30 protein-coding genes are annotated in these 22,175 nt (G+C 67.6%); 24 read left to right on the forward strand and 6 right to left on the reverse strand.

Going from position 1 to position 22,175, the window contains the following annotated elements:
* Both QQK43_RS12825 and QQK43_RS12830 read right to left on the reverse strand, forming a co-directional pair.
* On the reverse strand, positions 1-452 hold a 452-nt coding region (locus QQK43_RS12825; protein WP_284308096.1), incomplete at its 3' end, for an NAD(+)--dinitrogen-reductase ADP-D-ribosyltransferase.
* Positions 453-469: 17 nt separating this feature from the next.
* Positions 470-1,078: a hypothetical protein gene (locus QQK43_RS12830; protein ID WP_284308097.1), complete on the reverse strand. Its 609-nt coding sequence runs from the start codon at positions 1,076-1,078 to the stop codon at positions 470-472.
* A gap of 425 nt (positions 1,079-1,503) precedes the next feature.
* On the opposite strand from QQK43_RS12830, the gene nifH reads away from it, so the two are divergent.
* From nifH to QQK43_RS12905, 15 genes are all read left to right on the forward strand, one after another.
* Complete coding sequence (gene nifH, locus QQK43_RS12835; protein ID WP_284308098.1) at positions 1,504-2,388, forward strand: nitrogenase iron protein; 885 nt, start codon at positions 1,504-1,506, stop codon at positions 2,386-2,388.
* 79 nt (positions 2,389-2,467) lie between these two features.
* Positions 2,468-3,925, forward strand: a complete 1,458-nt coding sequence (nifD, locus tag QQK43_RS12840; protein ID WP_234267491.1) for a nitrogenase molybdenum-iron protein alpha chain — start codon at positions 2,468-2,470, stop codon at positions 3,923-3,925.
* 27 nt (positions 3,926-3,952) lie between these two features.
* Positions 3,953-5,512: a nitrogenase molybdenum-iron protein subunit beta gene (nifK, locus tag QQK43_RS12845; protein ID WP_284308099.1), complete on the forward strand. Its 1,560-nt coding sequence runs from the start codon at positions 3,953-3,955 to the stop codon at positions 5,510-5,512.
* Positions 5,513-5,631: 119 nt separating this feature from the next.
* Positions 5,632-5,763, forward strand: a complete 132-nt coding sequence (locus QQK43_RS12850) for a hypothetical protein (RefSeq protein WP_267966561.1) — start codon at positions 5,632-5,634, stop codon at positions 5,761-5,763.
* Complete coding sequence (locus QQK43_RS12855) at positions 5,745-6,062, forward strand: hypothetical protein (RefSeq protein ID WP_284308100.1); 318 nt, start codon at positions 5,745-5,747, stop codon at positions 6,060-6,062. The genes QQK43_RS12850 and QQK43_RS12855 overlap by 19 nt, the downstream gene beginning before the upstream one ends.
* 25 nt (positions 6,063-6,087) lie before the next feature.
* Positions 6,088-6,576, forward strand: coding sequence for a hypothetical protein (locus QQK43_RS12860; protein WP_284308101.1), 489 nt, complete (start codon positions 6,088-6,090; stop codon positions 6,574-6,576).
* Between the two features lie 13 nt (positions 6,577-6,589).
* Positions 6,590-6,946, forward strand: a complete 357-nt coding sequence (locus tag QQK43_RS12865) for a hypothetical protein (protein WP_234267495.1) — start codon at positions 6,590-6,592, stop codon at positions 6,944-6,946.
* Positions 6,947-7,026: 80 nt separating this feature from the next.
* Complete coding sequence (locus QQK43_RS12870; protein ID WP_284308102.1) at positions 7,027-7,506, forward strand: ferritin-like domain-containing protein; 480 nt, start codon at positions 7,027-7,029, stop codon at positions 7,504-7,506.
* 289 nt (positions 7,507-7,795) lie between these two features.
* Positions 7,796-9,289, forward strand: a complete 1,494-nt coding sequence (gene nifE, locus QQK43_RS12875; RefSeq protein ID WP_284308103.1) for a nitrogenase iron-molybdenum cofactor biosynthesis protein NifE — start codon at positions 7,796-7,798, stop codon at positions 9,287-9,289.
* 12 nt (positions 9,290-9,301) lie between these two features.
* Positions 9,302-10,702 carry a nitrogenase iron-molybdenum cofactor biosynthesis protein NifN gene (gene nifN / locus QQK43_RS12880; RefSeq protein WP_284308104.1) on the forward strand — a complete coding sequence of 467 codons (1,401 nt, stop codon included), beginning with the start codon at positions 9,302-9,304 and terminating at the stop codon, positions 10,700-10,702.
* A 119-nt stretch (positions 10,703-10,821) separates the two neighbouring features.
* Positions 10,822-11,235, forward strand: a complete 414-nt coding sequence (nifX, locus tag QQK43_RS12885) for a nitrogen fixation protein NifX (RefSeq protein WP_234267499.1) — start codon at positions 10,822-10,824, stop codon at positions 11,233-11,235.
* Positions 11,228-11,716, forward strand: coding sequence for a NifX-associated nitrogen fixation protein (locus QQK43_RS12890; RefSeq protein ID WP_234267500.1), 489 nt, complete (start codon positions 11,228-11,230; stop codon positions 11,714-11,716). The genes nifX and QQK43_RS12890 overlap by 8 nt, the downstream gene beginning before the upstream one ends.
* A 25-nt stretch (positions 11,717-11,741) precedes the next feature.
* Positions 11,742-11,948: a CCE_0567 family metalloprotein gene (locus tag QQK43_RS12895; protein WP_284308105.1), complete on the forward strand. Its 207-nt coding sequence runs from the start codon at positions 11,742-11,744 to the stop codon at positions 11,946-11,948.
* Complete coding sequence (fdxB, locus tag QQK43_RS12900) at positions 11,945-12,250, forward strand: ferredoxin III, nif-specific (RefSeq protein WP_284308106.1); 306 nt, start codon at positions 11,945-11,947, stop codon at positions 12,248-12,250. The genes QQK43_RS12895 and fdxB overlap by 4 nt, the downstream gene beginning before the upstream one ends.
* 11 nt (positions 12,251-12,261) lie before the next feature.
* Positions 12,262-12,687, forward strand: coding sequence for a nitrogen fixation protein NifQ (locus QQK43_RS12905; RefSeq protein WP_234267503.1), 426 nt, complete (start codon positions 12,262-12,264; stop codon positions 12,685-12,687).
* Between the two features lie 12 nt (positions 12,688-12,699).
* Here QQK43_RS12905 and QQK43_RS12910 read toward each other — a convergent pair whose 3' ends face one another.
* Together QQK43_RS12910 and QQK43_RS12915 are read right to left on the reverse strand one after the other, a co-directional pair.
* Positions 12,700-14,028: a sulfatase family protein gene (locus QQK43_RS12910; protein ID WP_284308108.1), complete on the reverse strand. Its 1,329-nt coding sequence runs from the start codon at positions 14,026-14,028 to the stop codon at positions 12,700-12,702.
* Between the two features lies 1 nt (position 14,029).
* Positions 14,030-14,995, reverse strand: a complete 966-nt coding sequence (locus tag QQK43_RS12915) for a Bug family tripartite tricarboxylate transporter substrate binding protein (RefSeq protein ID WP_284308109.1) — start codon at positions 14,993-14,995, stop codon at positions 14,030-14,032.
* A gap of 106 nt (positions 14,996-15,101) precedes the next feature.
* Here QQK43_RS12915 and QQK43_RS12920 point away from each other — a divergent pair, with 106 nt between their 5' ends.
* From QQK43_RS12920 to QQK43_RS12930, 3 genes are all read left to right on the forward strand, one after another.
* Positions 15,102-15,596 carry a MarR family winged helix-turn-helix transcriptional regulator gene (locus tag QQK43_RS12920; RefSeq protein ID WP_284308110.1) on the forward strand — a complete coding sequence of 165 codons (495 nt, stop codon included), beginning with the start codon at positions 15,102-15,104 and terminating at the stop codon, positions 15,594-15,596.
* A gap of 88 nt (positions 15,597-15,684) precedes the next feature.
* Positions 15,685-15,954, forward strand: a complete 270-nt coding sequence (locus tag QQK43_RS12925) for a PepSY domain-containing protein (protein WP_284308111.1) — start codon at positions 15,685-15,687, stop codon at positions 15,952-15,954.
* Positions 15,951-16,496, forward strand: a complete 546-nt coding sequence (locus QQK43_RS12930) for a cytochrome b/b6 domain-containing protein (RefSeq protein ID WP_284308112.1) — start codon at positions 15,951-15,953, stop codon at positions 16,494-16,496. Before QQK43_RS12925 ends, QQK43_RS12930 begins: the two co-directional genes overlap by 4 nt.
* Positions 16,497-16,539: 43 nt before the next feature.
* Here the strand turns inward: QQK43_RS12930 and QQK43_RS12935 are convergent, their stop codons facing one another.
* Positions 16,540-17,439, reverse strand: coding sequence for a LysR family transcriptional regulator (locus QQK43_RS12935; protein WP_284308113.1), 900 nt, complete (start codon positions 17,437-17,439; stop codon positions 16,540-16,542).
* A gap of 129 nt (positions 17,440-17,568) precedes the next feature.
* On the opposite strand from QQK43_RS12935, the gene QQK43_RS12940 reads away from it, so the two are divergent.
* The 5 genes from QQK43_RS12940 (at position 17,569) to arfB (ending at position 20,648) form a co-directional block, all read left to right on the forward strand.
* Entirely contained in the window at positions 17,569-18,201 is a 633-nt protein-coding gene (locus QQK43_RS12940; RefSeq protein ID WP_284308114.1) for an NADPH-dependent F420 reductase, read from the forward strand.
* A gap of 67 nt (positions 18,202-18,268) precedes the next feature.
* On the forward strand, positions 18,269-19,093 hold the full coding sequence (locus tag QQK43_RS12945; protein ID WP_284308115.1) for a dioxygenase family protein: 825 nt from the start codon (positions 18,269-18,271) through the stop codon (positions 19,091-19,093).
* 11 nt (positions 19,094-19,104) lie between these two features.
* Positions 19,105-19,758, forward strand: coding sequence for an esterase (ypfH, locus tag QQK43_RS12950; RefSeq protein ID WP_284308116.1), 654 nt, complete (start codon positions 19,105-19,107; stop codon positions 19,756-19,758).
* Entirely contained in the window at positions 19,758-20,216 is a 459-nt protein-coding gene (locus QQK43_RS12955) for a hypothetical protein (protein WP_284308117.1), read from the forward strand. Before ypfH ends, QQK43_RS12955 begins: the two co-directional genes overlap by 1 nt.
* Positions 20,217-20,234: 18 nt before the next feature.
* On the forward strand, positions 20,235-20,648 hold the full coding sequence (gene arfB / locus QQK43_RS12960) for an alternative ribosome rescue aminoacyl-tRNA hydrolase ArfB (protein ID WP_284308118.1): 414 nt from the start codon (positions 20,235-20,237) through the stop codon (positions 20,646-20,648).
* 28 nt (positions 20,649-20,676) lie between these two features.
* On the opposite strand, the gene QQK43_RS12965 is transcribed toward arfB, so the two are convergent.
* On the reverse strand, positions 20,677-21,159 hold the full coding sequence (locus QQK43_RS12965; protein WP_234264117.1) for an NUDIX hydrolase: 483 nt from the start codon (positions 21,157-21,159) through the stop codon (positions 20,677-20,679).
* Positions 21,160-21,372: 213 nt separating this feature from the next.
* On the opposite strand from QQK43_RS12965, the gene QQK43_RS12970 reads away from it, so the two are divergent.
* On the forward strand, positions 21,373-22,131 hold the full coding sequence (locus QQK43_RS12970; RefSeq protein WP_284308119.1) for a hypothetical protein: 759 nt from the start codon (positions 21,373-21,375) through the stop codon (positions 22,129-22,131).
* The last annotated feature ends 44 nt before the right edge of the window (positions 22,132-22,175 follow it).

The raw sequence follows: 22,175 nt of genomic DNA on the forward strand, positions 1-22,175 counted from the left end.
TTGTCTTCGAGGTAGGCGATCCAGCTCGGCGACGGGAAGCGCGCCAGCGGCACGCGGTGGTGGGTGGGCACCAGGCCGAAGCGGCTTTCGACCCAGCCCTTGAGCACGGCGCCGGCCTGGCTGCCGGTGTCGATGCCCCAGCCCTGCAGCAGCCGGCGCCAGCTGCTGCGCCAGCGGCGGCGTTCGGCCGCGCCGAGCGTGGCGGCCTCGGCGGGGGCCGGGGCACGCAGGCCGAAGGCGATGTCCAGGTAGTGCACGAAAACCTCGGCGGCGGCGGGCAGGTCGGGTGAACGCTCCATCAGCTGGAACAGGCCGGGGTGGGTTTCGCGCACCCCGGCGATGGCCAGGGCCACGGGGTGCGCGTTGAACGCGGCGCTGGCCAGCACCGGCGCCGGCACGCCCACCAGGTTGGTGGTGTACCAGCGGTGGGGCTGGGCCTGTTCCGCGTCCATGACCACCGGCGGGTCACTCAGACGGGGCGGTTCTCGTTCGGGTTGCGCACTGGGCCCATGAGCTGCAGGCCCTCTTCGTAGGTGATGGTGTCGAAGGTGACGTCGAACTTCAGCGCGGCGTTGGCAACGGCGTCGAGCTTGCCGGCAGTGTCCTTCTTCTTGAGCTCGGCCTTTTCCAGGTAGAGCAGTTCCAGCATCTCGTTGTAGACCGTGTTTTCCAGGATGGGCAGCACGTAGAACATCGCGCCCTTGTAGGGCACCTGGTACTTCTTGCTCAGGTCGATGTTGTCGCAGTAGAGGAAGTATTTGCCGCCGGCGCTGAGCGTGTCGCCCAGGGCTTCGGCCACGTCCTTGAGCGATTCGAAGGACAGCAGCCAGCCGCAGAAGAACGGGAGCTTGTCGTCGCCGCGCGTGGCGATGGCCATCACCTGGTCGCAGGTGAGTTCGGGCGGGCGGGCCTCGTCGGCGAGCTTGGCGGCAAAGCGCAGCGCGAGTTCGCCCCGGAAGCCGAAGCGGCCGGCCACGTGGGTCGGGGCCTTGAGCACGGGGTTGAGCAGACGGCCTTCGGCTTCGAGGCGGGCGAAAGCGGTTTCATCGATCTCATTGAGCACGGTCGAGTCGGTCATGGCGGTTCCTGAGCGGGGTTGAGGGCGGCCGGATGGCCGGTGTCCTGGAAGCGCCTGTCTGCAATGAACGTACCACCCGCCCGCTGCGCCCGCAGGGGCTGCAAACCCGACACAAACGGCGCCGGCCCCGTGCCGTTTGCGACGCAGGGCGCGGGCTTTGTCGGATTCGGAACAAAGCCCGCGTGTGGCTGGCCCTGCAGTGCGGAGAGCCTTGATTTCACTGGGAAATCGGCAGGAATGGCCCTGTGAAGAAGGGCCGCGGACGTGGGCGAAAAGCATGGCACGGAAGCTGCGATGGACGGGCTGCGCGGACACAAGTCCGGCCGATGCGTGATCCGATAAGAAGACCTATAGGCACGTCAGGCTGACCTGGTCGCGGAGTTTCGCAACCTTGGTTTCAACCCTTCCTTTCTTGGAGTACTGACATGGCTAAGCTTCGTCAAATCGCCTTCTACGGCAAAGGTGGCATCGGCAAATCCACCACCTCGCAAAACACCCTGGCCGCCCTCGCCGAAATGGGCCAGAAGATCCTCATCGTCGGCTGCGACCCCAAAGCCGACTCGACCCGCCTGATCCTGCACGCCAAGGCGCAGGACACCATCCTCTCGCTGGCCGCTGAAGCCGGTTCGGTAGAGGATCTGGAGCTGGAAGACGTGATGAAGATCGGCTACCGCGACATCCGTTGCGTGGAATCCGGTGGCCCGGAACCGGGCGTGGGCTGCGCCGGCCGCGGCGTGATCACCTCGATCAATTTCCTGGAAGAAAACGGCGCCTACGAAGGCGTGGACTACGTGTCCTACGACGTGCTGGGTGACGTGGTGTGCGGCGGCTTCGCCATGCCCATCCGCGAAAACAAGGCGCAGGAAATCTACATCGTGATGTCCGGCGAGATGATGGCCATGTACGCCGCCAACAACATCTCCAAGGGCATCCTGAAGTACGCCAACAGCGGTGGCGTGCGTCTGGGCGGCCTGGTCTGCAACGAGCGCCAGACCGACAAGGAATACGAACTGGCCGATTCCCTGGCCGGCATGCTGGGCAGCCGCCTGATCCACTTCGTGCCGCGCGACAACATCGTGCAGCACGCCGAACTGCGCCGCATGACCGTTCTGGAGTACGCGCCGGAATCCAAGCAGGCCCAGGAGTACCGCACCCTGGCCCAGAAGGTCCACGGCAACGCCGGCAACGGCACCATCCCCACCCCCATCACCATGGACCAGCTGGAAGACCTGCTGATGGAGCACGGGATCATGAAGACCATCGACGAGTCGCAGGTCGGCAAGACCGCCGCCGAACTGGCCGCTGCCTGAGTTTTCCGAGCGCCGCGCCCGCCGAACCCACAGGCCGGTGCGGCGCGGCCCCAGACCCCACCATCCAATGGAGTGACCCATGACCGCCACCGTTGAAGAGCGCAAGGCCGCCAACAAGGCCCTGATCGAAGAAGTGCTCAAGGCCTATCCCGAGAAGATGGCCAAGCGCCGAGCCAAGCACCTGAACCTCTACGAAGAGGGCAAGCCCGATTGCGGCGTGAAGTCCAACATCAAGTCGCTGCCCGGCGTGATGACCATCCGCGGCTGCGCCTACGCCGGCTCCAAGGGCGTGGTCTGGGGCCCGATCAAGGACATGGTGCACATCTCGCACGGCCCGGTGGGCTGCGGCCAGTACAGCTGGGCGGCGCGCCGCAATTACTACATCGGCCAGACCGGGGTGGACTCCTTCGTGACGATGCAGTTCACCTCCGACTTCCAGGAAAAAGACATCGTCTTCGGCGGCGACAAGAAGCTGGACAAGATCATCGACGAGATCCAGGAACTGTTCCCGCTGAACAAGGGCATCTCGATCCAGTCGGAGTGCCCGATCGGCCTGATCGGCGACGACATCGAAGCGGTGTCGAAGAAGAAGAGCAAGGAGTACGAAGGCAAGACCATCGTGCCCGTGCGCTGCGAAGGCTTCCGCGGCGTCAGCCAGTCGCTGGGCCACCACCTGGCCAACGACGCGATCCGCGACTGGGTGTTCGACAAGACCGACCCGAACAAGCGCCCCGACTTCGTTTCCACCCCGTACGACGTGGCCATCATCGGCGACTACAACATCGGCGGCGACGCCTGGTCCAGCCGCATCCTGCTCGAAGAAATGGGCCTGCGCGTGATCGCGCAATGGTCCGGCGACGGCACCATCGCCGAGCTGGAGAACACGCCCAAGGCCAAGCTCAACGTGCTGCACTGCTACCGCTCGATGAACTACATCAGCCGGCACATGGAAGAGAAGTACGGCATTCCCTGGTGCGAGTACAACTTCTTCGGCCCGACCCAGATCGAGAAGAGCCTGCGCGAAATCGCCAGCCATTTCGACGACGCCATCAAGGCCAAGACCGAAGCCGTGATCGCCAAGTACAAGCCGCTGATGCAGGCCGTCATCGACAAGTACAAGCCCCGCCTGCAAGGCAAGAAGGTGATGCTGTACGTGGGCGGCCTTCGTCCGCGCCACGTGATCGGCGCCTACGAAGACCTGGGCATGGAAGTGGTCGGCACCGGCTACGAGTTCGGTCACAACGACGACTACCAGCGCACCACGCACTACATCAAGGACTCGACGCTGATCTACGACGACGTGACCGGCTACGAGTTCGAGCACTTCGTCGACAAGGTCAAGCCCGACCTGATCGGCTCGGGCATCAAGGAAAAGTACGTGTTCCAGAAGATGGGCGTGCCCTTCCGCCAGATGCACAGCTGGGACTACAGCGGCCCCTACCACGGCTACGACGGCTTCGCCATCTTCGCCCGTGACATGGACATGGCGATCAGCTCGCCGATCTGGAGCCTGACCAAGGCGCCCTGGAAGAACTGACACCCCACCGTTTTCAAGGAGAGCGTCATGCCCCAATCCGCCGACAAGATCCTCGACCACGAACTGCTGTTCCGTGAGCCCGAGTACCAGGAACTGTTCAAGAACAAGAAGGAGCAGTTCGAATACAACCACAGCGACGAAAAGGTCGGTCAGGTCATCGAATGGACCAAGACCGAGGACTACAAGGCCAAGAACTTCGCCCGCGAAGCGCTGACCGTCAACCCGGCCAAGGCCTGCCAGCCGCTGGGCGCCGTCTACGTCGCCAACGGCTTCCACAAGACCCTGAGCTTCGTGCACGGTTCGCAGGGTTGCGTGGCCTACTACCGCTCGCACTTCTCGCGCCACTTCAAGGAGCCGACGTCCTGCGTGTCCTCGTCCATGACGGAAGACGCAGCCGTGTTCGGCGGCTTGAACAACATGGTCGACGGCCTGGCCAACGCCTACAACCTGTACAAGCCCGACATGATCGCGGTCAGCACCACCTGCATGGCCGAGGTGATCGGTGACGACCTGAACGCCTTCATCAAGACGTCCAAGGAAAAGGGCTCGGTCCCCGCCGAGTTCGACGTGCCGTTCGCCCACACCCCGGCTTTCGTCGGCAGCCACATCACCGGCTACGACAACGCGCTGGTGGGCGTGCTGCAGCATTTCTGGGACGGCAAGGCCGGCACCACCGAGGCGCTGACCCGCGTGCCCGACGACAGCATCAACTTCATCGCCGGCTTCGATGGTTTTGTCGTCGGCAACATGAAGGAAATCCGCCGCATCTTCGACCTGTTCGGCGTCAAGGTGAACGTGCTGTGCGACCCGTCGGGCTCGTGGAGCACGCCCACCGACGGTGAGTTCCGCATGTACGAAGGCGGCACGACCAAGGAAGAGGTGATCGCTGGCCTGCACGCCAAGGCGACCATCGTGTTCCAGGAATACTGCTGCGAGAAGACCAGCAAGTACCTGGTTGAAAAAGGCCAGGAAGTGGTGGCGCTCAATGCCCCGGTGGGCGTGGCCGGCACCGATGCGTTCGTGATGGCCATCAGCCGCCTGACCGGCAAGCCGGTGCCGGCCGAACTGGAGCGCGAGCGCGGTCTGCTGGTGGACGCCATGGCCGACAGCCAGGCCCACCTGCACGGCAAGCGCTACGCCCTGTACGGCGATCCGGACCAGATGCTGGGCTACACGCAGTTCCTGCTGGAGCTGGGCGCCGAGCCGGCCCACGTGCTGGCCACCAATGGCAACGACGCCTGGGCTGCCAAGGTGCAGGCGGTGTTCGACAGCTCGCCCTACGGTGCCGGCTGCAAGGTTTACCCCAAGCGCGACCTGTGGCACCTGCGGTCGCTGCTGTTCACGGAACCGGTGGACTTCCTGATCGGCAACACCTACGGCAAGTACCTGGAGCGCGATACCGGCACGCCGCTGGTGCGCCTGGTGTTCCCGATCTTCGACCGCCACCACTACCACCGCTTCCCGACCTGGGGCTACGAAGGCGGCATGCGCCTGCTGGTCAACCTGCTCGACGAGTTCTTCGAAACCCTGGACGCGAACACCATCGTCACGGGCAAGACCGACTACTCGTACGACATCATTCGTTGAATGTGTCCCCCCGCGCCGCGCTGCGCGCGTCACCCCCCCAGGGGGCGATGCGTGTGGCCCGGCGGATCCGGTTCCCCCGCATCCTTGCCTTGTCAATGCCTTGTTGCCTGGAGATGGTCATGGACGTCGCTCACGAAGCAGAGGATCCGATCTCGACAGCCATGCCTTGGTACGTGCGGCTGTGGCGCTGGATGTGCAACGGGCGTGATGAGATCAACTGGGAGTTCGACACATGGACACCACCCTGGTGAAACACACGCGGGACGGTCGCGCGGTCGAGGTGACCGGCGGCTGGATCTGTCTGGCCGGTGCGCCCGAGGCCGACCGGCTGGTGCCGGTGACCGAGCACCCCAACCGGCAGGCGATCCTGGCGGCGGTGCCGGACGCCACGCACATGGCGGGCCGCCTGCCGCTGACCTCTGCCGAGGCGTCGGTGGCGCGGGCGGCGCTGATGGCCGCGCAAGCGGCCTTCGACGCCAGCCCGGCGGGCATCGCCCAGCGCCTGCGCCAGGCGCTGTGGGACAAGGTAGCTGCCGAGGGGGTGGAATGAACGGGCGCGGTCTGGAGCGGGCGCCGTGATCCATGTCGTGTCCATCGGGCCGGCGCAAGACCACGCCACGGCCTGGTTCGCCTACGACGACGCCGACTTTGCGCGCAAGGTGGCCGCCACCGACCCGCTGGCCGCGTGGGAAATCCACGATGTCGCGACGGTGGCCGAGCTGCTGGCCGATCAGGGGCACGACACGGTGGACGCCGCCGCGCAGGCCGCCTGTCCGGCCCTGTGCGCACTGGGTGCGCGCTACGGCTGGGAACACCCGCTGTACCGCGCCGACCACCTGCTGGGCCGGGGCGTGCTCAGCGAGGAACCGGTCAGCGTGCGCTCCGCGTTCGAAGCGGCGCTGCAGGCCCGGCCGGGCACGCACCGCCTCTACGGGACGGACACCGAAGCGGTGGGCGCGTTTGAAGGGGCCGACCCCTGGCTGTGTGCCCCCGCGCACTGGCGCGCCCGGCATGCGCTGCACCAGCAACTGCTGGCGCTGGACGTGCTGGCCGACAACCTGTGACGGGACGGCGCCCATGCTTCACCGCCTGCAAAGCGACATCCTGATCCACAGCGGCCAGGCCATCGAGACGCTGCTGCAGCCGATGCAGGCCGAGCACGAACTGTTCGACAGCACGGCCACGCTCAACGCGGTTGAAGCCCACCTGCTGGTGATGGCGCAGACCCTGGCGCACCTGGCGCCGCCGCTGGTGTTGCGCCTGGACCGCATCGACTGGCAGGGCTGGGGGCGTTTGCAGCGGCTGCTGGAAAGCGACGACCCCACCCGGCAGGAAGCCGTCTGGTACGGCGTGCGTGCCCTGGTGCCCGCCACGCTGGCGCTGGTGGCCGACCTGCGGCGGCGCGAGCCGGGCTGGTTCGGCCTGCATGTCTGAAGGTGCCCCGCCGTGGACCGTGTCGGCGGGCCGATGCGGGCCCGCGGGGTTGGCATTTTTTCTTCTCCACGAGGAACCTCATGGAATCCGTTGAAGCCTTTCTGGCGCACGCCATCCGCATCGAACAGGAGGCGGCGCTGCGCTTCGGCCAATTGGCCGATGCCATGACCACCCAGGGCAACCGCGAGGTGGGACGCCTGTTCCGGCAACTGGCGAACTATTCCTTGCTGCACCTGGCCGACGCGCGCGAGCGTGCCGGTTACCGCGAACTGCCGCCGCTGCGTCCCGAGGACTACACCTGGCCCGACATCGAGAGCCCCGAGGCCGCAGCGATCTGGGCGGCCGACCCGATGCTGGGGCGCGAGCAGGCGCTGCAGGTGGCACTGGCCGCCGAACAGAGTGGGCTGGATTACTACAGCGATGTCATGCAGCAGACCGTCGACCTCGAGCTGCGGGCGCTGGCCCAGGAGTTCGCCGACGAAGAGGCGGGGCACGTGGCCGAACTCCAGCGCTGGATTGCCCTGCACCAGGCGGGCCAACCTCTGCCCACGGATGTTTAGCAACAAGCGCCAAAGCGCTGAACACGCCGCGCACGCCGCGCACGCTGCGCATTTCACCCCGTCACGCCCGCGAAAGCGGGCGTCCACCGTTGGCGGTGGCGCAGATCGCTGGTCGAGCGGCTGAACCGGCTGGGGGCCGACGCCGGGTCCTTTCGCCTTGTCGCAAACCATCCGTCGGGATTGCTTCAAAACCTTCACAGAACCACCGCCAAACAGCCTGAAAACTGCCCAATGAACCTGGCATCAAACCTGCAAAGAGCCCCTCAACCCACGTTGACAGGAGCGCGCCATGTCGGTTTCCCTCAAAGCCAAAATCGCTGAAGTGTTCGAGGAGCCTGGGTGCGACATCAACCAGGGCAAGAGCGAGAAGGAACGCAAGAAGGGCTGCACCAAGCAGCTTTCGCCCGGCGCGGCCGCGGGCGGGTGTGCGTTTGACGGCGCCAAGATCGCGCTGCAGCCGGTGGCCGACGTGGCCCACCTGGTGCACGGGCCGATTGCCTGCGAGGGCAACAGCTGGGACAACCGCCACAGCGCGTCCTCGCATTCGCAGATCTACCGCACCGGCTTCACCACCGACATCAACGAGCTCGACGTGATCTACGGCGGCGAGAAGCGGTTGTTCAAGTCGATCCGCGAAATCATCGAGAAATACGACCCGCCGGCGGTTTTTGTCTACCAGACCTGTGTGACCGCGCTGACCGGCGACGACATCGAGGCAGTGTGCAAGCGCGCGGCCGAGAAGTTCGGTAAGCCGGTGATACCGGTCAACGCGCCGGGCTTCGCCGGCCCCAAGAACCTGGGCAACAAGCTGGGCGCCGAGGCCATCCTCGACCACGTCATCGGCACCCGCGAACCCGCGTTCACGACGCCGTACGACATCAACATCATCGGCGAGTACAACCTGGTCGGCGAGCTCTGGCAGGTCAAGCCGCTGCTGGATGCGCTGGGCATCCGCATCCTCTCGTGCATCAGCGGCGACGGCAAGTACAACGAGATCGCTTCGGCCCACCGCGCCAGGGTGAACATGATGGTCTGCAGCAAGTCGATGATCAACATCGCGACCAAGATGCAGCAGCGCTACGGCATCCCGTATTTCGAGGGTTCGTTCTACGGCATCAGCGACATGAGCGAGACGCTGCGCCAGATCGCGAAGCTGCTGGTGCAGCAGGGGGCCGACGCCGAACTGCTGGACCGCACCGAACGCCTGATCGAGGTGGAAGAGGCGCGGGCTTACAAGCGCATCGCCGAATACAAGGCGCGCCTGGCCGGCAAGCGCGTGCTGCTGATCACCGGCGGCGTGAAGTCCTGGTCGGTGGTGGCGGCGCTGCAGGAAGGTGGCATGGAGATCGTTGGCACCAGCGTCAAGAAGAGCACCAAGGAAGACAAGGAAAAGCTCAAGGAGATCATGGGCGAAGGCGCCGACGCCCACATGATCGACGACATGACGCCGCGCGAGATGTACGCCATGCTCAAGGACGCACGCGCCGACATCATGCTCAGCGGCGGCCGCTCGCAGTTCGTCGCGCTCAAGGCGCGCATGCCCTGGCTGGACATCAACCAGGAGCGTTATTACGCCTACGCCGGCTACGAGGGCATGGTCGAGCTGGTGCACCAGATCGATCGCACGCTGGCCAACCCGGTCTGGCAGCGCGTGCGCATCGCCGCGCCCTGGGGCGACGACGGTGAGACCCTGGGGGCCGTGGCGCCGACCGCATCGACGGCGCACCTGGCGTCCGTGGCAGCCAAAGCCATGGGTCTCGAACCCGAAGAAGTCCCGGTCTGAACGGAGCGCGCCATGGCACACGTCGTCGAATCCAAGAAAGCCTGCACGGTCAACCCGCTCAAGATGAGCCAGCCGCTGGGTGCGAGCATGGCCTTCCTCGGGCTGGATGCCTGCATGCCGGTCATGCACGGCTCGCAGGGCTGCACGTCCTTCGGTCTGGTGCTGCTGGTGCGGCACTTCAAGGAAGCCATCCCGCTGCAGACCACGGCCATGAACGAGGTGACCACCATCCTCGGCGGTTACGAGAACATCGAGGCCGCGCTGCTCAACATCCGCAAGCGCGCGGCGCCCAAGCTGATCGCGATCTGCTCCACCGGCCTGACCGAGACCAAGGGCGACGACGTGAACGGCTTCCTGGCGCTGGCACGGCAGAAGCACCCGGAGCTGGCCGATACCGAAATCATTTACGTGTCGACGCCCGACTACGTGGGCGCGTTCGAGGATGGTTTCAAACACGCCATCACCGGTGTCGTGAAGTCGCTGGTGAAGCCACTGCCGCTGGTGCAGGATCAGGTCACGCTGCTACCGGGTAGCCACCTGTCGCCGGGCGACATCGACGAACTGCGCGAGATCATCGAAGCCTTCGGTCTCAAGGCCATCGTGCTGCCCGACCTGTCGGGTTCGTTGGATGGCCACATCCCGCCCGACTGGCGCGGCACCACGCTGGGTGGCACCTCGCTGGACGACATCCGCGCGGCCGGCGCCTCGTCCTGGACCATCGGTGTCGGTGAACAGACCCGCGAAGGCGCCGAGGCGCTGCAGGCCATCAGCGGCGCGCCGTTTCAGATCTTCGAGCGCCTGACCGGCATCGAGGCCAACGACCGTTTTCTGATGCGCCTGTCGCAACACAGCGGCCGTCCGGTGCCGGCCAAATACCGCCGCCAGCGCAGCCAGTTGCTGGACGCCATGCTCGACGGCCACTTCTACACCGGGGGCATGACGGTGGCCATCGGCGCCGAGCCCGACCTGCTGCTGGCCATCGGCGCGCTGCTGCACGAGATGGGCGCCGAACTGCGCTGCTGTATCAGCACCACGCAGTCGGCGTCGCACGCGCTGTTGCCAGCCGAGACCGTGCTGCTGGGCGATCTGGAAGACCTGGAACAGGGCGCGAAGGACTGCGACCTGATCGTCACCCACGCGCACGGGCGCCAGGCCGCGCAGCGATTGAACAAGCCGCTGCTGCGCATGGGCTTCCCGGTGTTCGACCGCGTGGGCAATGCGCACCGTGTGCAGGTGGGCTACCGCGGCACCATGGCCCTGATCTTCGAGATCGCCAACCTGATGATCGAACAGATCCCGCACCACCACGCGGACGACTGGCCGCTCACGCCCGAGGCGCGCCGCGCTGCCCTGGCCCGCACGGCCGCGCCCCAGTCCATGCCCCCCAGCCCGCTGGCCGAGGCCAGTGCCTAGCACATGGACCAGCCCTTGCGCCGCTCCGCGTCATGGGGCCGCATCGGGTGGTCCGGCGAAGCCGGCTCCGTTGCAGCCCTGGACCCTGCCCGTGACCCTGACTCACCAAGGAGAACCCCATGAAGATCGCCTTCGCCACCCAGGACCAGGAGCGCGTGGACGCGCACTTCGGCTGGGCCAAGCACATCCTGGTCTACGACATGACCGGGGGCCAGCACCGGTTCGTCGAACGTTTCGACTTCGGCGACACGCTGCAGGAAGACGGTGACGAGGACAAGCTCGCGCCCAAGCTGGCCGCCATCCACGACTGCGCCATCGTCTACGTGGCGGCCATCGGCGGCTCGGCTGCGGCGCGCGTGGTCGCCAGCAAGATCCACCCCATCAAGGTGGCACAGCCCGAACCCATTGCCGAGATCCTGGACAAGCTCCAGGGGGTGCTGCAAGGCACCCCACCGCCCTGGCTGCGCAAGGCGCTGATGCGCGATGCCGCACCGGCCCACGATTTTGAAGACGAGGAACTGAGCCATGGCTGAAACCCTGGAAACCCCGCCCGAGGCCGACAGCGACGCGGTCTGGCTGGCCACGCCGTTCGTGCAGCAACTGATCAAGCAGATGCGCGCCCAGGACAGCCACGGCCACTGGGACGGCAAGAGCGATCTGCAACTGCTCAAGCCCTTCATCCTCACACCCGAGGAGCGGCGCGCGATTCCCCTGCTGGGCGACCCCGACCCCGAAACGCTGTGGCACCTGGAAATCTTCTACAACGCCATCGCCGTGGCGATCGAGCGCGAGACCGGGCAGATGGTCTCGCCCATGATGAAGATGCACCACGAGGGCTTTGGCCGCATGGTGCTGCTGGCCGGTCGGCTGGTGGTGGTGAACAAGCAGTTGCGCGACGTGCACCGCTTCGGCTTTCCGTCGCTGGCCAAGCTGGCCGAGGCGGGGGGCAAGTTCCTCGACGAGGCGGTTGCGATGATCCGTACCTACCCCGACGTCGCGCAATACGGGGCCTGATCGCGGCGCCCCAACGGAGAACCCCATGAGCGAAACCGCCGACGAAATCAAGCAACGCCTGAAGAAGCTCAACGCCCAGGCGACGCAGGCCAAGATGGACCTGCACGACCTGTCCGAAGAGCTGCCGACGGGCTGGGAAAACATCCTGGCGGTGGCGCAGCGCTGCCACGACGCCCACGCGGCGCTGATGGCCGCCCGCCAGGCAGCCGCCGCCAAGGAGTCTGTCTCATGAACGCCTTTTCCGTCACCTTGCCCAGCGGCGCCACCTGGACGCCGACCTTCGTGGCCGCACTCGACGAAACCAAGTGCATCGGCTGCGGCCGCTGCTTCAAGGTCTGCCCGCGCGGTGTGCTCGAACTCGTGGGCCTGACCGAAGACGGCGAGCGCATCGGGATTGATGAGGACGACGACGATGACGACGAGTACGAGCGCAAGGTCATGACCATCGCCCACCAGGCACTGTGCATCGGCTGTACCGCGTGCTCGCGCATCTGCCCGAAGAAGTGCTACACGCACGCACCGGCCCAGGCCTGAGAGGGCGCACCATGAGCCTCACCACCCGCACCGCGTCGGCCTGGCCCAGCCTGAACTGGGGCTTCCTGGAAAGCCGCATGCGGTCGCGCCAGGACGAGATCGACGACGTGGTCGCGCTGCTGCTGACGCATGCCGACTGGGGCGCCGGCCGCAAGGCCGACGTTTACCACGTGGCCTGGTTGCTGGCCTGCGCCTGCCTGGGCGACCGCCACCTCTGGCAGGACATGGGCCTGCCTTCGCGCGACGCGCTCTCGGCACTGATCGCGCACTGGTTCCCCTCGCTCAAGGCGTTGAACGCCAGCGACATGAAGTGGAAGAAGTTCCTCTACCGGCAGCTGTGCCTCCGCGAGCAGGTGCTGATCTGCAAGTCGCCCAGCTGTGCCGACTGCGGGGACCACGCGCAGTGCTTCGGCCCGGAGGACGCCGCGGTCCACTGAGCGGCGCGGCGCTCAGCGCTGTGGCATGTCCTTCGCACCGTAGCCCAGGCTCACGGTGGCGTCGGCCGGGATCGGCGGCAGGCTCGCGTCCCAGGCTTCCCAGCGGGTGCGCATGGCGGCCAGGCGCTGCGGCTCCAGCGGCGCGCGGTTGGCGCGCTCGCGCGGATCGGCCGCGATGTTGAACAGGTACTCGTGGCCGTCCACCATCAGGTACTTCCAGTCGCCTTCGCGCAGCGCGCGCTGGCCGCGGTGGTTCATGCGCCAGGCCATGGGCCGATCGAAGCGGTGCGCCGGATCGCGCAGCAGCGCTGCCAGCGACACGCCGTCCAGCGGGTAGTCGGGGTGCGGCTGGCCACCGCCGACGTCGAGCAGGGTGGCCGACCAGTCCATGGTCAGGGCGTGCTGACCGCTGACCGCGCCGGCCGGAATCACGGCCGGCCAGTGCGCGATCCAGGGCACGCGGATGCCGCCTTCGGTCAGGTCCATCTTGCCGCCCACCAGCGGCCAGTTGTCGGAAAAACGCTCGCCGCCGTTGTCGCTGGTGAAGACGATCAGCGTGTCGTCCAGCAGGCCCTCTTCGCGCAGCGCCGCCACCAGCCAGCCGATGCCTTCGTCCATGTGGTGGATCATGCGGCGGTAGCTTTCCACGTTGCCGCCGTGCAGGTGGAACAGGTTCTTCGCCACCTCCGGTGCCACATGCGCATCGTCGCGCGTTTCCCAGGGCCAGTGTGGCGCCGTGTAGTGCAGGCTGAGGAAAAACGGCGTGCCGCTGCGCGCTTCGGCGGCGCGCGCCTTCACATGCTCCACCGCCTTGTTCGAGAACACGTCGGTCAGGTAGCCGACCTCCTGGTGGCTCTCGTCGTTGAGGTAGAGGTCGTGATCGCCGCTGGACGAACAGTGGGTGAAGTAGTCCACGCCGCCGGCCAGGATGCCGAAGAACTCTTCGTAGCCCGAGCGCAGCGGACCGAAGTGCGGTGGGTAGCCCAGGTGCCATTTGCCGATCAGGGCGGTGCGGTAGCCCGCTTCTTTCAGCAGCGAGGGCAGGGTCGGGATCTCGGGCGGCAGGCCCAGCGTGGCGCTGCCTTTGCTGCGGCTGTTGATGGGTTCTTCCAGCGCGCCGCGCAGGCGGTACTGCCAGCGCATGGTGGCCATGGCAAAGCGCGTGGGCGAGCACACGGGCGAGTTGCTGTAGCCCTCGGTCAGGCGCAGGCCGCCGGCAGCAAGCGCGTCGATGTTCGGCGACACGGCGCCGAAGCCGGCTTCGCGGCCGCCGTAGCAGCCCAGGTCGGCGTAGCCGAGGTCGTCGCTGACGATGTAGATGATGTTGGGGCGTTGGGGCATGTCAGTCCAGTTGCACGCCGGTGGCCTTGATCGGGCCTTCCCAGCGCTGGAGGTCGGTGGCCTGGGCGGTGGCGAGTTCGGCCGGCGTGGAGCCCACCGGTTCGTAGCCCTGCTCGATCAGGCGGTTGCGCAGCGCGGGGTTGCGGACGGCCTTGGCCACGGCGCTGCTGATCATGTCGCGCACTTCGGGTTTGAGCCCGGCCGGGCCGTACATGGCGAACCACGCGGTGGCGACCATGTCCACCCCTTGTTCCTTCAGCGTCGGCACCTCGGGCACCTGCGGGTCCCGCTGCGGGCCGGTCACGCCGATGATGCGCACCTTGCCGGCGCGGTGCAGTTCGGCGGTTTCGGTCACGACGTCGAACTTGTAGTCGATGTGGCCCCCCAGCAGCGCCGTGTTGGCCGGGCCGCCGCCCTGGAAGGGCACGTGCGTCAACTCGGCACCGGCTTTCTGGCCGAACATCACGCCCATGAAGTGGGGCAGCGTGCCCGAACCCGGCGTGCCGTAGGTGCTTTTGCCCGGCGCGGCCTTGGCCTTGACCAGCATGTCGGCCACGCTCTTGACGCCGGAGGCCGGGCCGGCCACCACGCTGAACTGGAAGTGGGCGAGCAGGGAGATCGGCGTGAAGTCGGTCACCGCGTCGTAGTCGAGCTTCTTGTAGACGTGCGGAAACAGCACCATCGGTCCGCTGGGCAGCACGATGACGGTGTGGCCGTCGGGTGCCGCGCGTTTGACGTGGCCCAGCGCGATGCGGCCACCGGCACCGGGCTTGTTTTCCACAATGACCGAGGCGAAGTCGTTCTTCAGGCCCTCGGCCAGCAGGCGCGCCAGCAGGTCGGCCGAGCCGCCGGGCGGAAAGCCCACCACGATCTTGAGCGGGGGCTTGTCCTGCGCGAGCGCGGGCAGGGGCAGGGCGGTCAGGGCCGCGAGCGCGGCGGCGCCGGCCAGCAGGGTGCGTTTGTGCATGGCTTGTCTCCAGGGTGGGCGGGTGTTTCCCCGCTGAAGCCCTGCATGGTAGGGAGAGACAATCAATTGCAGAAATCAATCGTTTTGGGTGTTTTCCCGAGGCCTCATGACCCGCCACGCTTCCATCGACACACCGCTGCAGCAGAACGACCTGTTTCTCTACCGGCTCTACCGCATCCACGCCACGGCCTCGCCGCTGGTGGTGCGCATGTGCGAGCGCGACTATGGCATCACCCGGCGCGAATGGCGGGTGCTCTCCTGCCTCGCCGCGGTCGAAGGCGTGCAGTCGTCCGAGCTGGCTCAGCGTGTCATGCTGGACCGGGCCCGCACCTCGCGCGCCATCACCAGCCTGGTTGACAAGGGCCTGCTGCGGCGCGAGCCCAAACCTTCGGACCGGCGCGAGGTGCACGTTTTCTTGACCGAGCGCGGGCGCGCGCTGCATGGCGAGGTGTTCCCGCGCATCGTGGCCCTCCAGCGCGAGCTGCTGGCCCCGTTCAGCGACGCGGAGCGGCAGCAGTTCAGCGCACTGCTCGAACGCTTGCAGGACAGCGCGTCGCGGCTCAACCCGGGGGACGAACCGCTGCCGCCACTGGACGATTGAACGGCGTGCGCAGCCCTTAATGCAGCGCTAATGTGCGCGGCTTTCAATGCACAGGCCGGCATGTGCCGGTGTCATCGAAAGCCCACACATGAAATCGATCGCCCGCCTCACCGCCCTGTCCGCCCTGCTGGTCGCCGTCTCCGGCGCCGCCATCGCCGGCCCGGCCTGCAACGCGCCCAAGGACAAGTGGGTGCCCGAAGCCCAGTTCAAGAAAGACCTGGAAACCCAGGGTTACCAGATCAAGACCTTCAAGGTCACCAAGGGCAACTGCTACGAAATCTACGGCCATGACAAGGCGGGCAAGAAGGTCGAGATCTATTTCGACCCCGCCACCGCTGCGCCGCTGGAGAGCAAGTGAGCGCCGGCGCCAGCCCGCTGGCGCCCGAACAGCGCCGCGTGTGGGACCCGCTGGTGCGGGTCTTCCACTGGACGCTGGTGGTCTGCGTGCTGCTCAACGGCTTCGTCGTCGACGATGGCGAGACGCTGCACCAGTGGCTGGGTTATCTGGCCACCGGCCTGGTGCTGGCGCGCATTGCCTGGGGTTTCGTCGGTTCGCGCCACGCGCGGTTTGCCGATTTTTTCCCCACCCCGTCGCGCGTGGTCCGGCATGTGCGTGGTCTGCTCGGCGGGCAGACCGAGATGCACTGGGGGCACAACCCGCTGGGCGCGCTGATGATGCTGCTGCTCATGGCGCTGGTGCTGTCGCTGGGCCTGACGGGCTGGCTGCAGACCACCGATGCCTTCTGGGGCGTGGACTGGATGCAGGAACTGCACGAAGCCCTGGGTGACGGCCTGCTGATCGCGGCCGGTGTGCACGCCGCGGCGGCCCTGGTGATGGGACGCCTTGAACGCACGCGCCTGATCAAGGCCATGGTCACGGGCGTGAAAGAGCGCTATTGACGCGATGCATCGCATGGCCCCGGCCCGCTGGCCGGCCGCTGGCTCAGTCGGGCCAGCGTGGCGTGTGGAACGCCGCCGCCAGATGGTCCACCAGCAGCCGCACCTTGGACGGCAGGTGCTTGCGCGAGGGGTAGACCGCGTGGATGCCCAGCCGCAGCGAGCGGTACGCGGGCAGCAGCTCGACCAGCGTGCCGTCGGCGATGTCGGGCCCGACCAGGAAGCTCGGCTGCAACACGATGGCGTGGCCCTGCAGCGCGCCGATGCGGCAGGTGTCGCCGCTGTTGCTGCGCAGCGTGGGCCGCACCGACGCGGTGACGTGGCCTTGCGGCCCTTCGAACGGCCATTCATCGCCCATCGAAAAACCGCTGTACGCCCACACCGTGTGCGCCGCCAGTTCTGCCGGGTGCGCCGGCGCGCCGTGCCGGGCCACGTACGCGGGCGCCGCGCACAAAACCATGCGGGTGGATGAAAGCGGCCGGCTGACCAGCGACGAGGCGTCCAGCCGCGCGATGCGGATCGCCAGGTCGTAGCCCTCGTCCACGAGGTCGACCACGCGGTCCGAGAGCGTGACCTCCAGCCGCACCTGGGGGTGGCGCAACTCAAAGTCGGCCCACAACGGCGCCAGGTGCAGGTTGCCGAACGTGAGCGGGGCGTTGACGCGCACCGTGCCCACGGCCTGCGCGTTGCGCGCGCTGACTTCGGCTTCGGCGTCGGCCAGATCGGCCAGCAGCGTCTGGCAGCGTGACAGGAACAGCGTGCCTTCGGGCGTGAGCGAAAGGCGCCGCGTGGTGCGGTGCAGCAGCCGGGTGCCTAGCCGGGTTTCCAGCTCGCTCACGTGGCGCGAAACCGCCGGTTTGGACAGCCCCATGGCCTCGGCGGCGGCGACGAAGCTGCCCGCCTCGACGACGGCGGCGAAGGTGCGCATTTCGAGAAACTTGTCCATGCTGACTATTTCATTTTTCGGAACAGTCAATAAATTCTAAGTGAATTTATTCTTTACTAGGGTTTCAATAAAGTTCGACCCATGCCCTGCAACACCGCGGGGCTCCCGCCAACACACAGGAGTCTGAACATGAAAACCCTCGTCATCGGTGCCGGCAACATGGGCTCGGCGTTCGCCAAGCAACTGCACGCCGCCGGCCACGCCGTGCGCGTCACGGCCCGCCAGGCCGACAAGGCCGCCGAGCTCGCCGCGCAGTACCCGGGCGTGAGCGCCGTGGCCCCGGACGGTGCGGCCGACGGGGTGGACGTGGTGATCGTCGCCACGGCCTACCCCGATGCCGTGGCCGCCCTGCGCGGCGTCGGCGGGCTCGACGGCAAGGTGGTCATCGACATCACCAACCCGCTGACGGTCGACTACATGGGTCTGACGCTGGGCTTCAACACCTCGGCCGCCGAAGAAATCGCCCGGGCGGTTCCGCAGGCGCACGTCGTGAAAGCCTTCAACACCCTGTTTGCGCAGGTGCTGGCCGCGGGAGCCGATTTCGGCCAGGGCCGGCAGGCCAGCGTGTTCGTGGCGGCCGATGATGCGTCGGCCAAGAGCACCGTGACCACCCTGGCCCAAAGCCTGGGCTTTGCCACGGTGGACGCGGGTGGCCTGAAGAACGCCCGCTACCTGGAGCCGCTGGCCGGCCTGAACATCTACCTGGGCTACGGTGCCGGGTTGGGCACCGCCATCGCACCGACCTGGATCCACCGGGCCTGAACTGCCGGCACCGCGTCCCTACCGCCCCATTCCGGGCTGGCATCGGCCGGCCCAGCAAGGAAACACCATGAACCGCCTGCCCACGCTTTTCATCTCCCACGGCGCGCCCACCTTCGCGCTGGAACCCGGCATCGCCGGTCCCGCGCTCACGGCACTGGGCACCGAACTGCCGCGACCGAAGGCCGTGCTGGTGGTGTCGCCGCACTGGATGACCACCGGGCCCGTGGTGTCGGCCAGCCCCGCGCCCGAAACCATTCACGACTTCGGCGGTTTTGATCCGGCCTTGTACCGCCTGCGGTATCCGGCGGCGGGTGCGCCGGCCCTGGCCGAGCGCACCGCGGCCCTGCTCGAAGCGGCCGGCTGGCCGGCGCGCGTGCACCCGGGCCGCGGTCTGGACCACGGCGCCTGGGTGCCGATGCTGCACCTGTACACGCAGGCCGATGTGCCGGTGTTCCAGGTCTCGCTGCCCGTGCGGCTGACGGGCGAGAGCGCCTACGCGCTGGGCCAGGCGCTGGCACCGCTGGCCGACGAGGGCGTGCTGATCGTCGGCTCCGGCAGCCTCACGCACAATTTGTACGAGGTGGCCTGGCACGAAACCACCACCGCCGCCTACGCCCGCGAGTTTTCGGACTGGATCCGCGACGCCGTGCTGCACGGCCGCCATGCCGCGCTGCGCAACGCCATCGACGAAGCGCCGAGCGGCCACCGCGCCCACCCCACGCCCGAACATTACTGGCCGCTGGTGGTGGCTGCCGGCGCGGCCGGGGCCGACGTGCCCACCCGCGTGATCGAAGGGGGCATCGAGCACGGCGTGCTGGCGATGGACGGGTATGTGTTCGGCGCGGTGGCAGCGGCCACCGCATCGGCCGATGCCGAGGCGGCCACCGTTTGAGGAGCGAACGAATGAGCGAACGAACGAGCGAAAGAGATATCGTGGTGCGCCAGCCCGCTGGCAAGGCCAGCGCCCTGGTGCTGCTGTTTCACGGCGTGGGTGCCACGCCCGAAGGCCTGGTGCCGCTGGGCGAACTGATCGCCGACGCGCTGCCCGGTGCGGCCGTGGTCAGCGTGCGCTCGCCAGCGCCGTCGGACCTGGGGGGCGGCTACCAGTGGTTTTCGGTGCGCGGCGTGGACGAGGCCAACCGCCCGGCCCGCGTCGACGCGGCCATGCCCGCCTTCGCGCAGACGGTGCGCGACTGGCAGGCGCGCACCGGTGTGGCGCCCGATGCGACCACGCTGCTCGGCTTCTCGCAGGGCGCGATCATGGCGCTGGAAGCCACGCAGCGCGTGCCGGGCTTGGCCAGCCGGGTGGTGGCTCTGGCCGGCCGCTTTGCCGAACCGCCGCAAACCGCGCCCGGGGCGGCGGTGCACTGGCTGCACGGGGAACAGGACGGCGTCATTCCCGCCGCCTGGGCCGGGCAGGGCGTGGCCCAGCTGCGGGCGCTGGGGGCGGCGGTGATGCTGGACCTCGTGCCCGGTCTCGGGCATGGTGTGGATGCGCGCATGGCCCGGCAGGTGCTGGAACGTCTGGCGCCGTCCCCGAACCCGGAACCCTCATGATGGCCCCGACGAACACCGCTTTCCTGCAACTGGGCCCTGTCCACAGCACCTTGGGCTGGCTGCCCGAGGGGCCGCGTTTCGATCTGGCGCTCGGCCACGCCCGCATCGGCGGGCGTGACGTGGCCGGCCCGTTCACCGCGGCGGGGATGGAAGACGCGATCCAGCACGTCGAAGACGCGATCGCCCCCTGGTCGCGCCAGCGTCCGCACCCGGGTGGCCTGCTGGCGGTGGATGCCGCCACGCTGCAGCGGCTGGCCGATGCGGGGGCGGGGCCCGACCGCGAGGGGGTCTGGCACACCGATGCGGTGGAACAGGCCTACCAGCGGCTGGCGCTGCGCGCCACCCGCGGCGGTGGGGCTGCGGGCAGCGACCCGGCCCAGGACGCGACCGTGCTCATCCTGCGCGAGTGCCTGCACCACGGCGGCCTGGTGGGGCTGGTTGCGGCGGCGGCGGCCTGATCGGGCGATACTGGCACCATGCGCCGCTCCCTGGTCCGTCTCGATCCCGCCGACGTCAGTTTCACCGCCATCCGCGCCCAGGGCGCGGGCGGGCAGAACGTGAACAAGGTGTCCAACGCCGTGCACCTGCGTTTTGACGTGGCCGCGTCGTCATTGCCCGACGCGGTCAAGGCGCGCCTGCTGGCCCAGGCCGACCAGCGCATCAGCGAGGGCGGGGTGATCGTCATCAAGGCGCAGAGCCACCGCAGCCTGGAACTCAACAAGACCGAAGCCCTGGCGCGGTTGCAGGCGCTGGTGGACGCCGCCGCGCACGTGCCCAAGGTGCGCAAGGCCACCCGGCCCACGCTCGCTTCGCAGCAACGTCGCCTGGCCGGCAAGGCCAGCCGGTCGCAGATCAAGCAGGGGCGCGGCCGGGTCGGCGGCCTGGACTGAACCCCCGGGGTGAAACGGCGCGCAGGCCTCAGCCGGCGCCGTGCACGGTCGGATCGGTGTGGATCGCGGTCAGCGGCAGGCGCTGGCCGGCCAGGTGGTCCTCGATGCAGCGCAGCACCAGCGGACTGCGGTGGCGTGCGGCGCTCGCGCGCACCTCCTCGGGCGTCATCCACAGCGTGCGCACGATGCCCGTGTCGAGCGGGCGTTGCGGGTCGCAGGCACCCAGCTCGCCGGTGTAGGCCATGCGCAGATAGGTGATGTCTTCGCCGGTGGCCGGGCGCTGGAAGCGCGACAGGTACAGCCCCACCAGGGCCGTGGGTGTGAACGCGTGGGCGGTCTCTTCCAGCGTTTCGCGGACCACGCCCTGTTCCGGACTTTCGCCCGGGTCGAGGTGGCCGGCCGGGTTGTTCAGGCGCAGGCCCTCGGGCGTTTCTTCCTCGATCAGCAGGTAGCGGCCTTCGCGTTCGATGATCGCGGCCACGGTGACACTGGGTTTCCAACGGGTGCTCATGCGCGGATTATCCGGCCCGCCTGGCGAAATGTTCCTCGACGCGGTAGGTGTTGCCGCATCATGAAATGCTGAAAATGGCGCGGCGGACCCATCGGTGCCCGACGCGCCGCAAACCCTTGTGGCACATGGGTTTGCGCGGAGCGGCATGGCGGAGACTGTCGGTTAAGCTGGCACGTTGCCTGTTGGGCAGATGGTGAGGAGGCACCAGAGGACATGAGCAGAACCACACACCGTGCGGCAGGGTGCCGATGCGGCTGGGCGCTGGGGGGCGCCTGGGTATGGATGGGCGCGTTCGCCGCGCACGCCGACGGGTTTTCCGTCGGGCGGGTGGACATCGGTTTTGCCGAACCCGGCTGGGAGGTCATGGCCTTGCCCGATCGGTCCCAGGCCTACGGCGGCGACCGGAGCGGGGCGCTGGCGGTGCAGTCGGCGGTGTTCTATCGCCTGCCCACCAGCACCAGTTCGACCGGTATGGGGGGCGGCCGCGCCGGGTACATGCGGTATTCGCCCGACTGCCAGCCGGATGAAAACATCTACCGCGAAGGGAACGAGGGCATCAACCTCAGCTTCGCCCAATGCCTGACGGTGACGCCGCGCTACAACGCTGCGAGCGTCTTCAAGCAACTGGCGCCGCCATTGCTCGAGGCCGGTGTCGAGCTTCCCTTGCCCCAATGGTCGTCGGCGCCGGTCTACACCGTGTGGAGCCGCCACGCGATTTCCACCGGCTCGTTCGTCGACGTGCGTGTGTTCGTCTGGGAGCGCATCGGTGGGGAAGGTGCGGCCGTTTCGGAGCGCCTGCCGCCCCGTGTGCCCCCTGAACATGTGGTGTGGGGCCGGCAGCTCAGGGACGCGGTCAAAAGCAGCGTCTATTCGCTCTCCGGTCGCCTGGTGATGCCCGCGCTGCCGGTGCCGCAGCCGCTGGTGCCGCCGTCACCCCCGCCCGTGGACGCGGCCCGGCCCCCGGTGGGCTGACCCCGGTGGTGCCGGCCGCCCGATTTCGTTTTTCGTTTTTCTTT

This window comes from Hydrogenophaga electricum (assembly GCF_030160815.1).
Taxonomy (GTDB): Bacteria; Pseudomonadota; Gammaproteobacteria; order Burkholderiales; family Burkholderiaceae_C; genus Hydrogenophaga; species Hydrogenophaga electricum.

Bases quoted from the DNA above. Each gene is read 5' to 3' on its own strand.
- QQK43_RS12925 (WP_284308111.1), top strand. From the start codon at position 15,685: ATGAAATCGATCGCCCGCCTCACCGCCCTGTCCGCCCTGCTGGTCGCC.
- QQK43_RS12905 (WP_234267503.1), top strand. From the start codon at position 12,262: ATGAGCCTCACCACCCGCACCGCGTCGGCCTGGCCCAGCCTGAACTGG.
- QQK43_RS12945 (WP_284308115.1), top strand. From the start codon at position 18,269: ATGAACCGCCTGCCCACGCTTTTCATCTCCCACGGCGCGCCCACCTTC.
- QQK43_RS12910 (WP_284308108.1), bottom strand. From the start codon at position 14,028: ATGCCCCAACGCCCCAACATCATCTACATCGTCAGCGACGACCTCGGC.
- nifN (WP_284308104.1), top strand. From the start codon at position 9,302: ATGGCACACGTCGTCGAATCCAAGAAAGCCTGCACGGTCAACCCGCTC.
- QQK43_RS12915 (WP_284308109.1), bottom strand. From the start codon at position 14,995: ATGCACAAACGCACCCTGCTGGCCGGCGCCGCCGCGCTCGCGGCCCTG.
- nifH (WP_284308098.1), top strand. From the start codon at position 1,504: ATGGCTAAGCTTCGTCAAATCGCCTTCTACGGCAAAGGTGGCATCGGC.
- nifK (WP_284308099.1), top strand. From the start codon at position 3,953: ATGCCCCAATCCGCCGACAAGATCCTCGACCACGAACTGCTGTTCCGT.
- QQK43_RS12965 (WP_234264117.1), bottom strand. From the start codon at position 21,159: ATGAGCACCCGTTGGAAACCCAGTGTCACCGTGGCCGCGATCATCGAA.
- QQK43_RS12970 (WP_284308119.1), top strand. From the start codon at position 21,373: ATGAGCAGAACCACACACCGTGCGGCAGGGTGCCGATGCGGCTGGGCG.
- QQK43_RS12870 (WP_284308102.1), top strand. From the start codon at position 7,027: ATGGAATCCGTTGAAGCCTTTCTGGCGCACGCCATCCGCATCGAACAG.
- QQK43_RS12850 (WP_267966561.1), top strand. From the start codon at position 5,632: ATGGACGTCGCTCACGAAGCAGAGGATCCGATCTCGACAGCCATGCCT.
- nifX (WP_234267499.1), top strand. From the start codon at position 10,822: ATGAAGATCGCCTTCGCCACCCAGGACCAGGAGCGCGTGGACGCGCAC.
- ypfH (WP_284308116.1), top strand. From the start codon at position 19,105: ATGAGCGAACGAACGAGCGAAAGAGATATCGTGGTGCGCCAGCCCGCT.
- QQK43_RS12830 (WP_284308097.1), bottom strand. From the start codon at position 1,078: ATGACCGACTCGACCGTGCTCAATGAGATCGATGAAACCGCTTTCGCC.
- nifE (WP_284308103.1), top strand. From the start codon at position 7,796: ATGTCGGTTTCCCTCAAAGCCAAAATCGCTGAAGTGTTCGAGGAGCCT.
- QQK43_RS12890 (WP_234267500.1), top strand. From the start codon at position 11,228: ATGGCTGAAACCCTGGAAACCCCGCCCGAGGCCGACAGCGACGCGGTC.
- QQK43_RS12895 (WP_284308105.1), top strand. From the start codon at position 11,742: ATGAGCGAAACCGCCGACGAAATCAAGCAACGCCTGAAGAAGCTCAAC.
- QQK43_RS12935 (WP_284308113.1), bottom strand. From the start codon at position 17,439: ATGGACAAGTTTCTCGAAATGCGCACCTTCGCCGCCGTCGTCGAGGCG.
- fdxB (WP_284308106.1), top strand. From the start codon at position 11,945: ATGAACGCCTTTTCCGTCACCTTGCCCAGCGGCGCCACCTGGACGCCG.
- QQK43_RS12940 (WP_284308114.1), top strand. From the start codon at position 17,569: ATGAAAACCCTCGTCATCGGTGCCGGCAACATGGGCTCGGCGTTCGCC.
- arfB (WP_284308118.1), top strand. From the start codon at position 20,235: ATGCGCCGCTCCCTGGTCCGTCTCGATCCCGCCGACGTCAGTTTCACC.
- QQK43_RS12955 (WP_284308117.1), top strand. From the start codon at position 19,758: ATGGCCCCGACGAACACCGCTTTCCTGCAACTGGGCCCTGTCCACAGC.
- QQK43_RS12855 (WP_284308100.1), top strand. From the start codon at position 5,745: ATGGACACCACCCTGGTGAAACACACGCGGGACGGTCGCGCGGTCGAG.
- QQK43_RS12920 (WP_284308110.1), top strand. From the start codon at position 15,102: ATGACCCGCCACGCTTCCATCGACACACCGCTGCAGCAGAACGACCTG.
- nifD (WP_234267491.1), top strand. From the start codon at position 2,468: ATGACCGCCACCGTTGAAGAGCGCAAGGCCGCCAACAAGGCCCTGATC.
- QQK43_RS12865 (WP_234267495.1), top strand. From the start codon at position 6,590: ATGCTTCACCGCCTGCAAAGCGACATCCTGATCCACAGCGGCCAGGCC.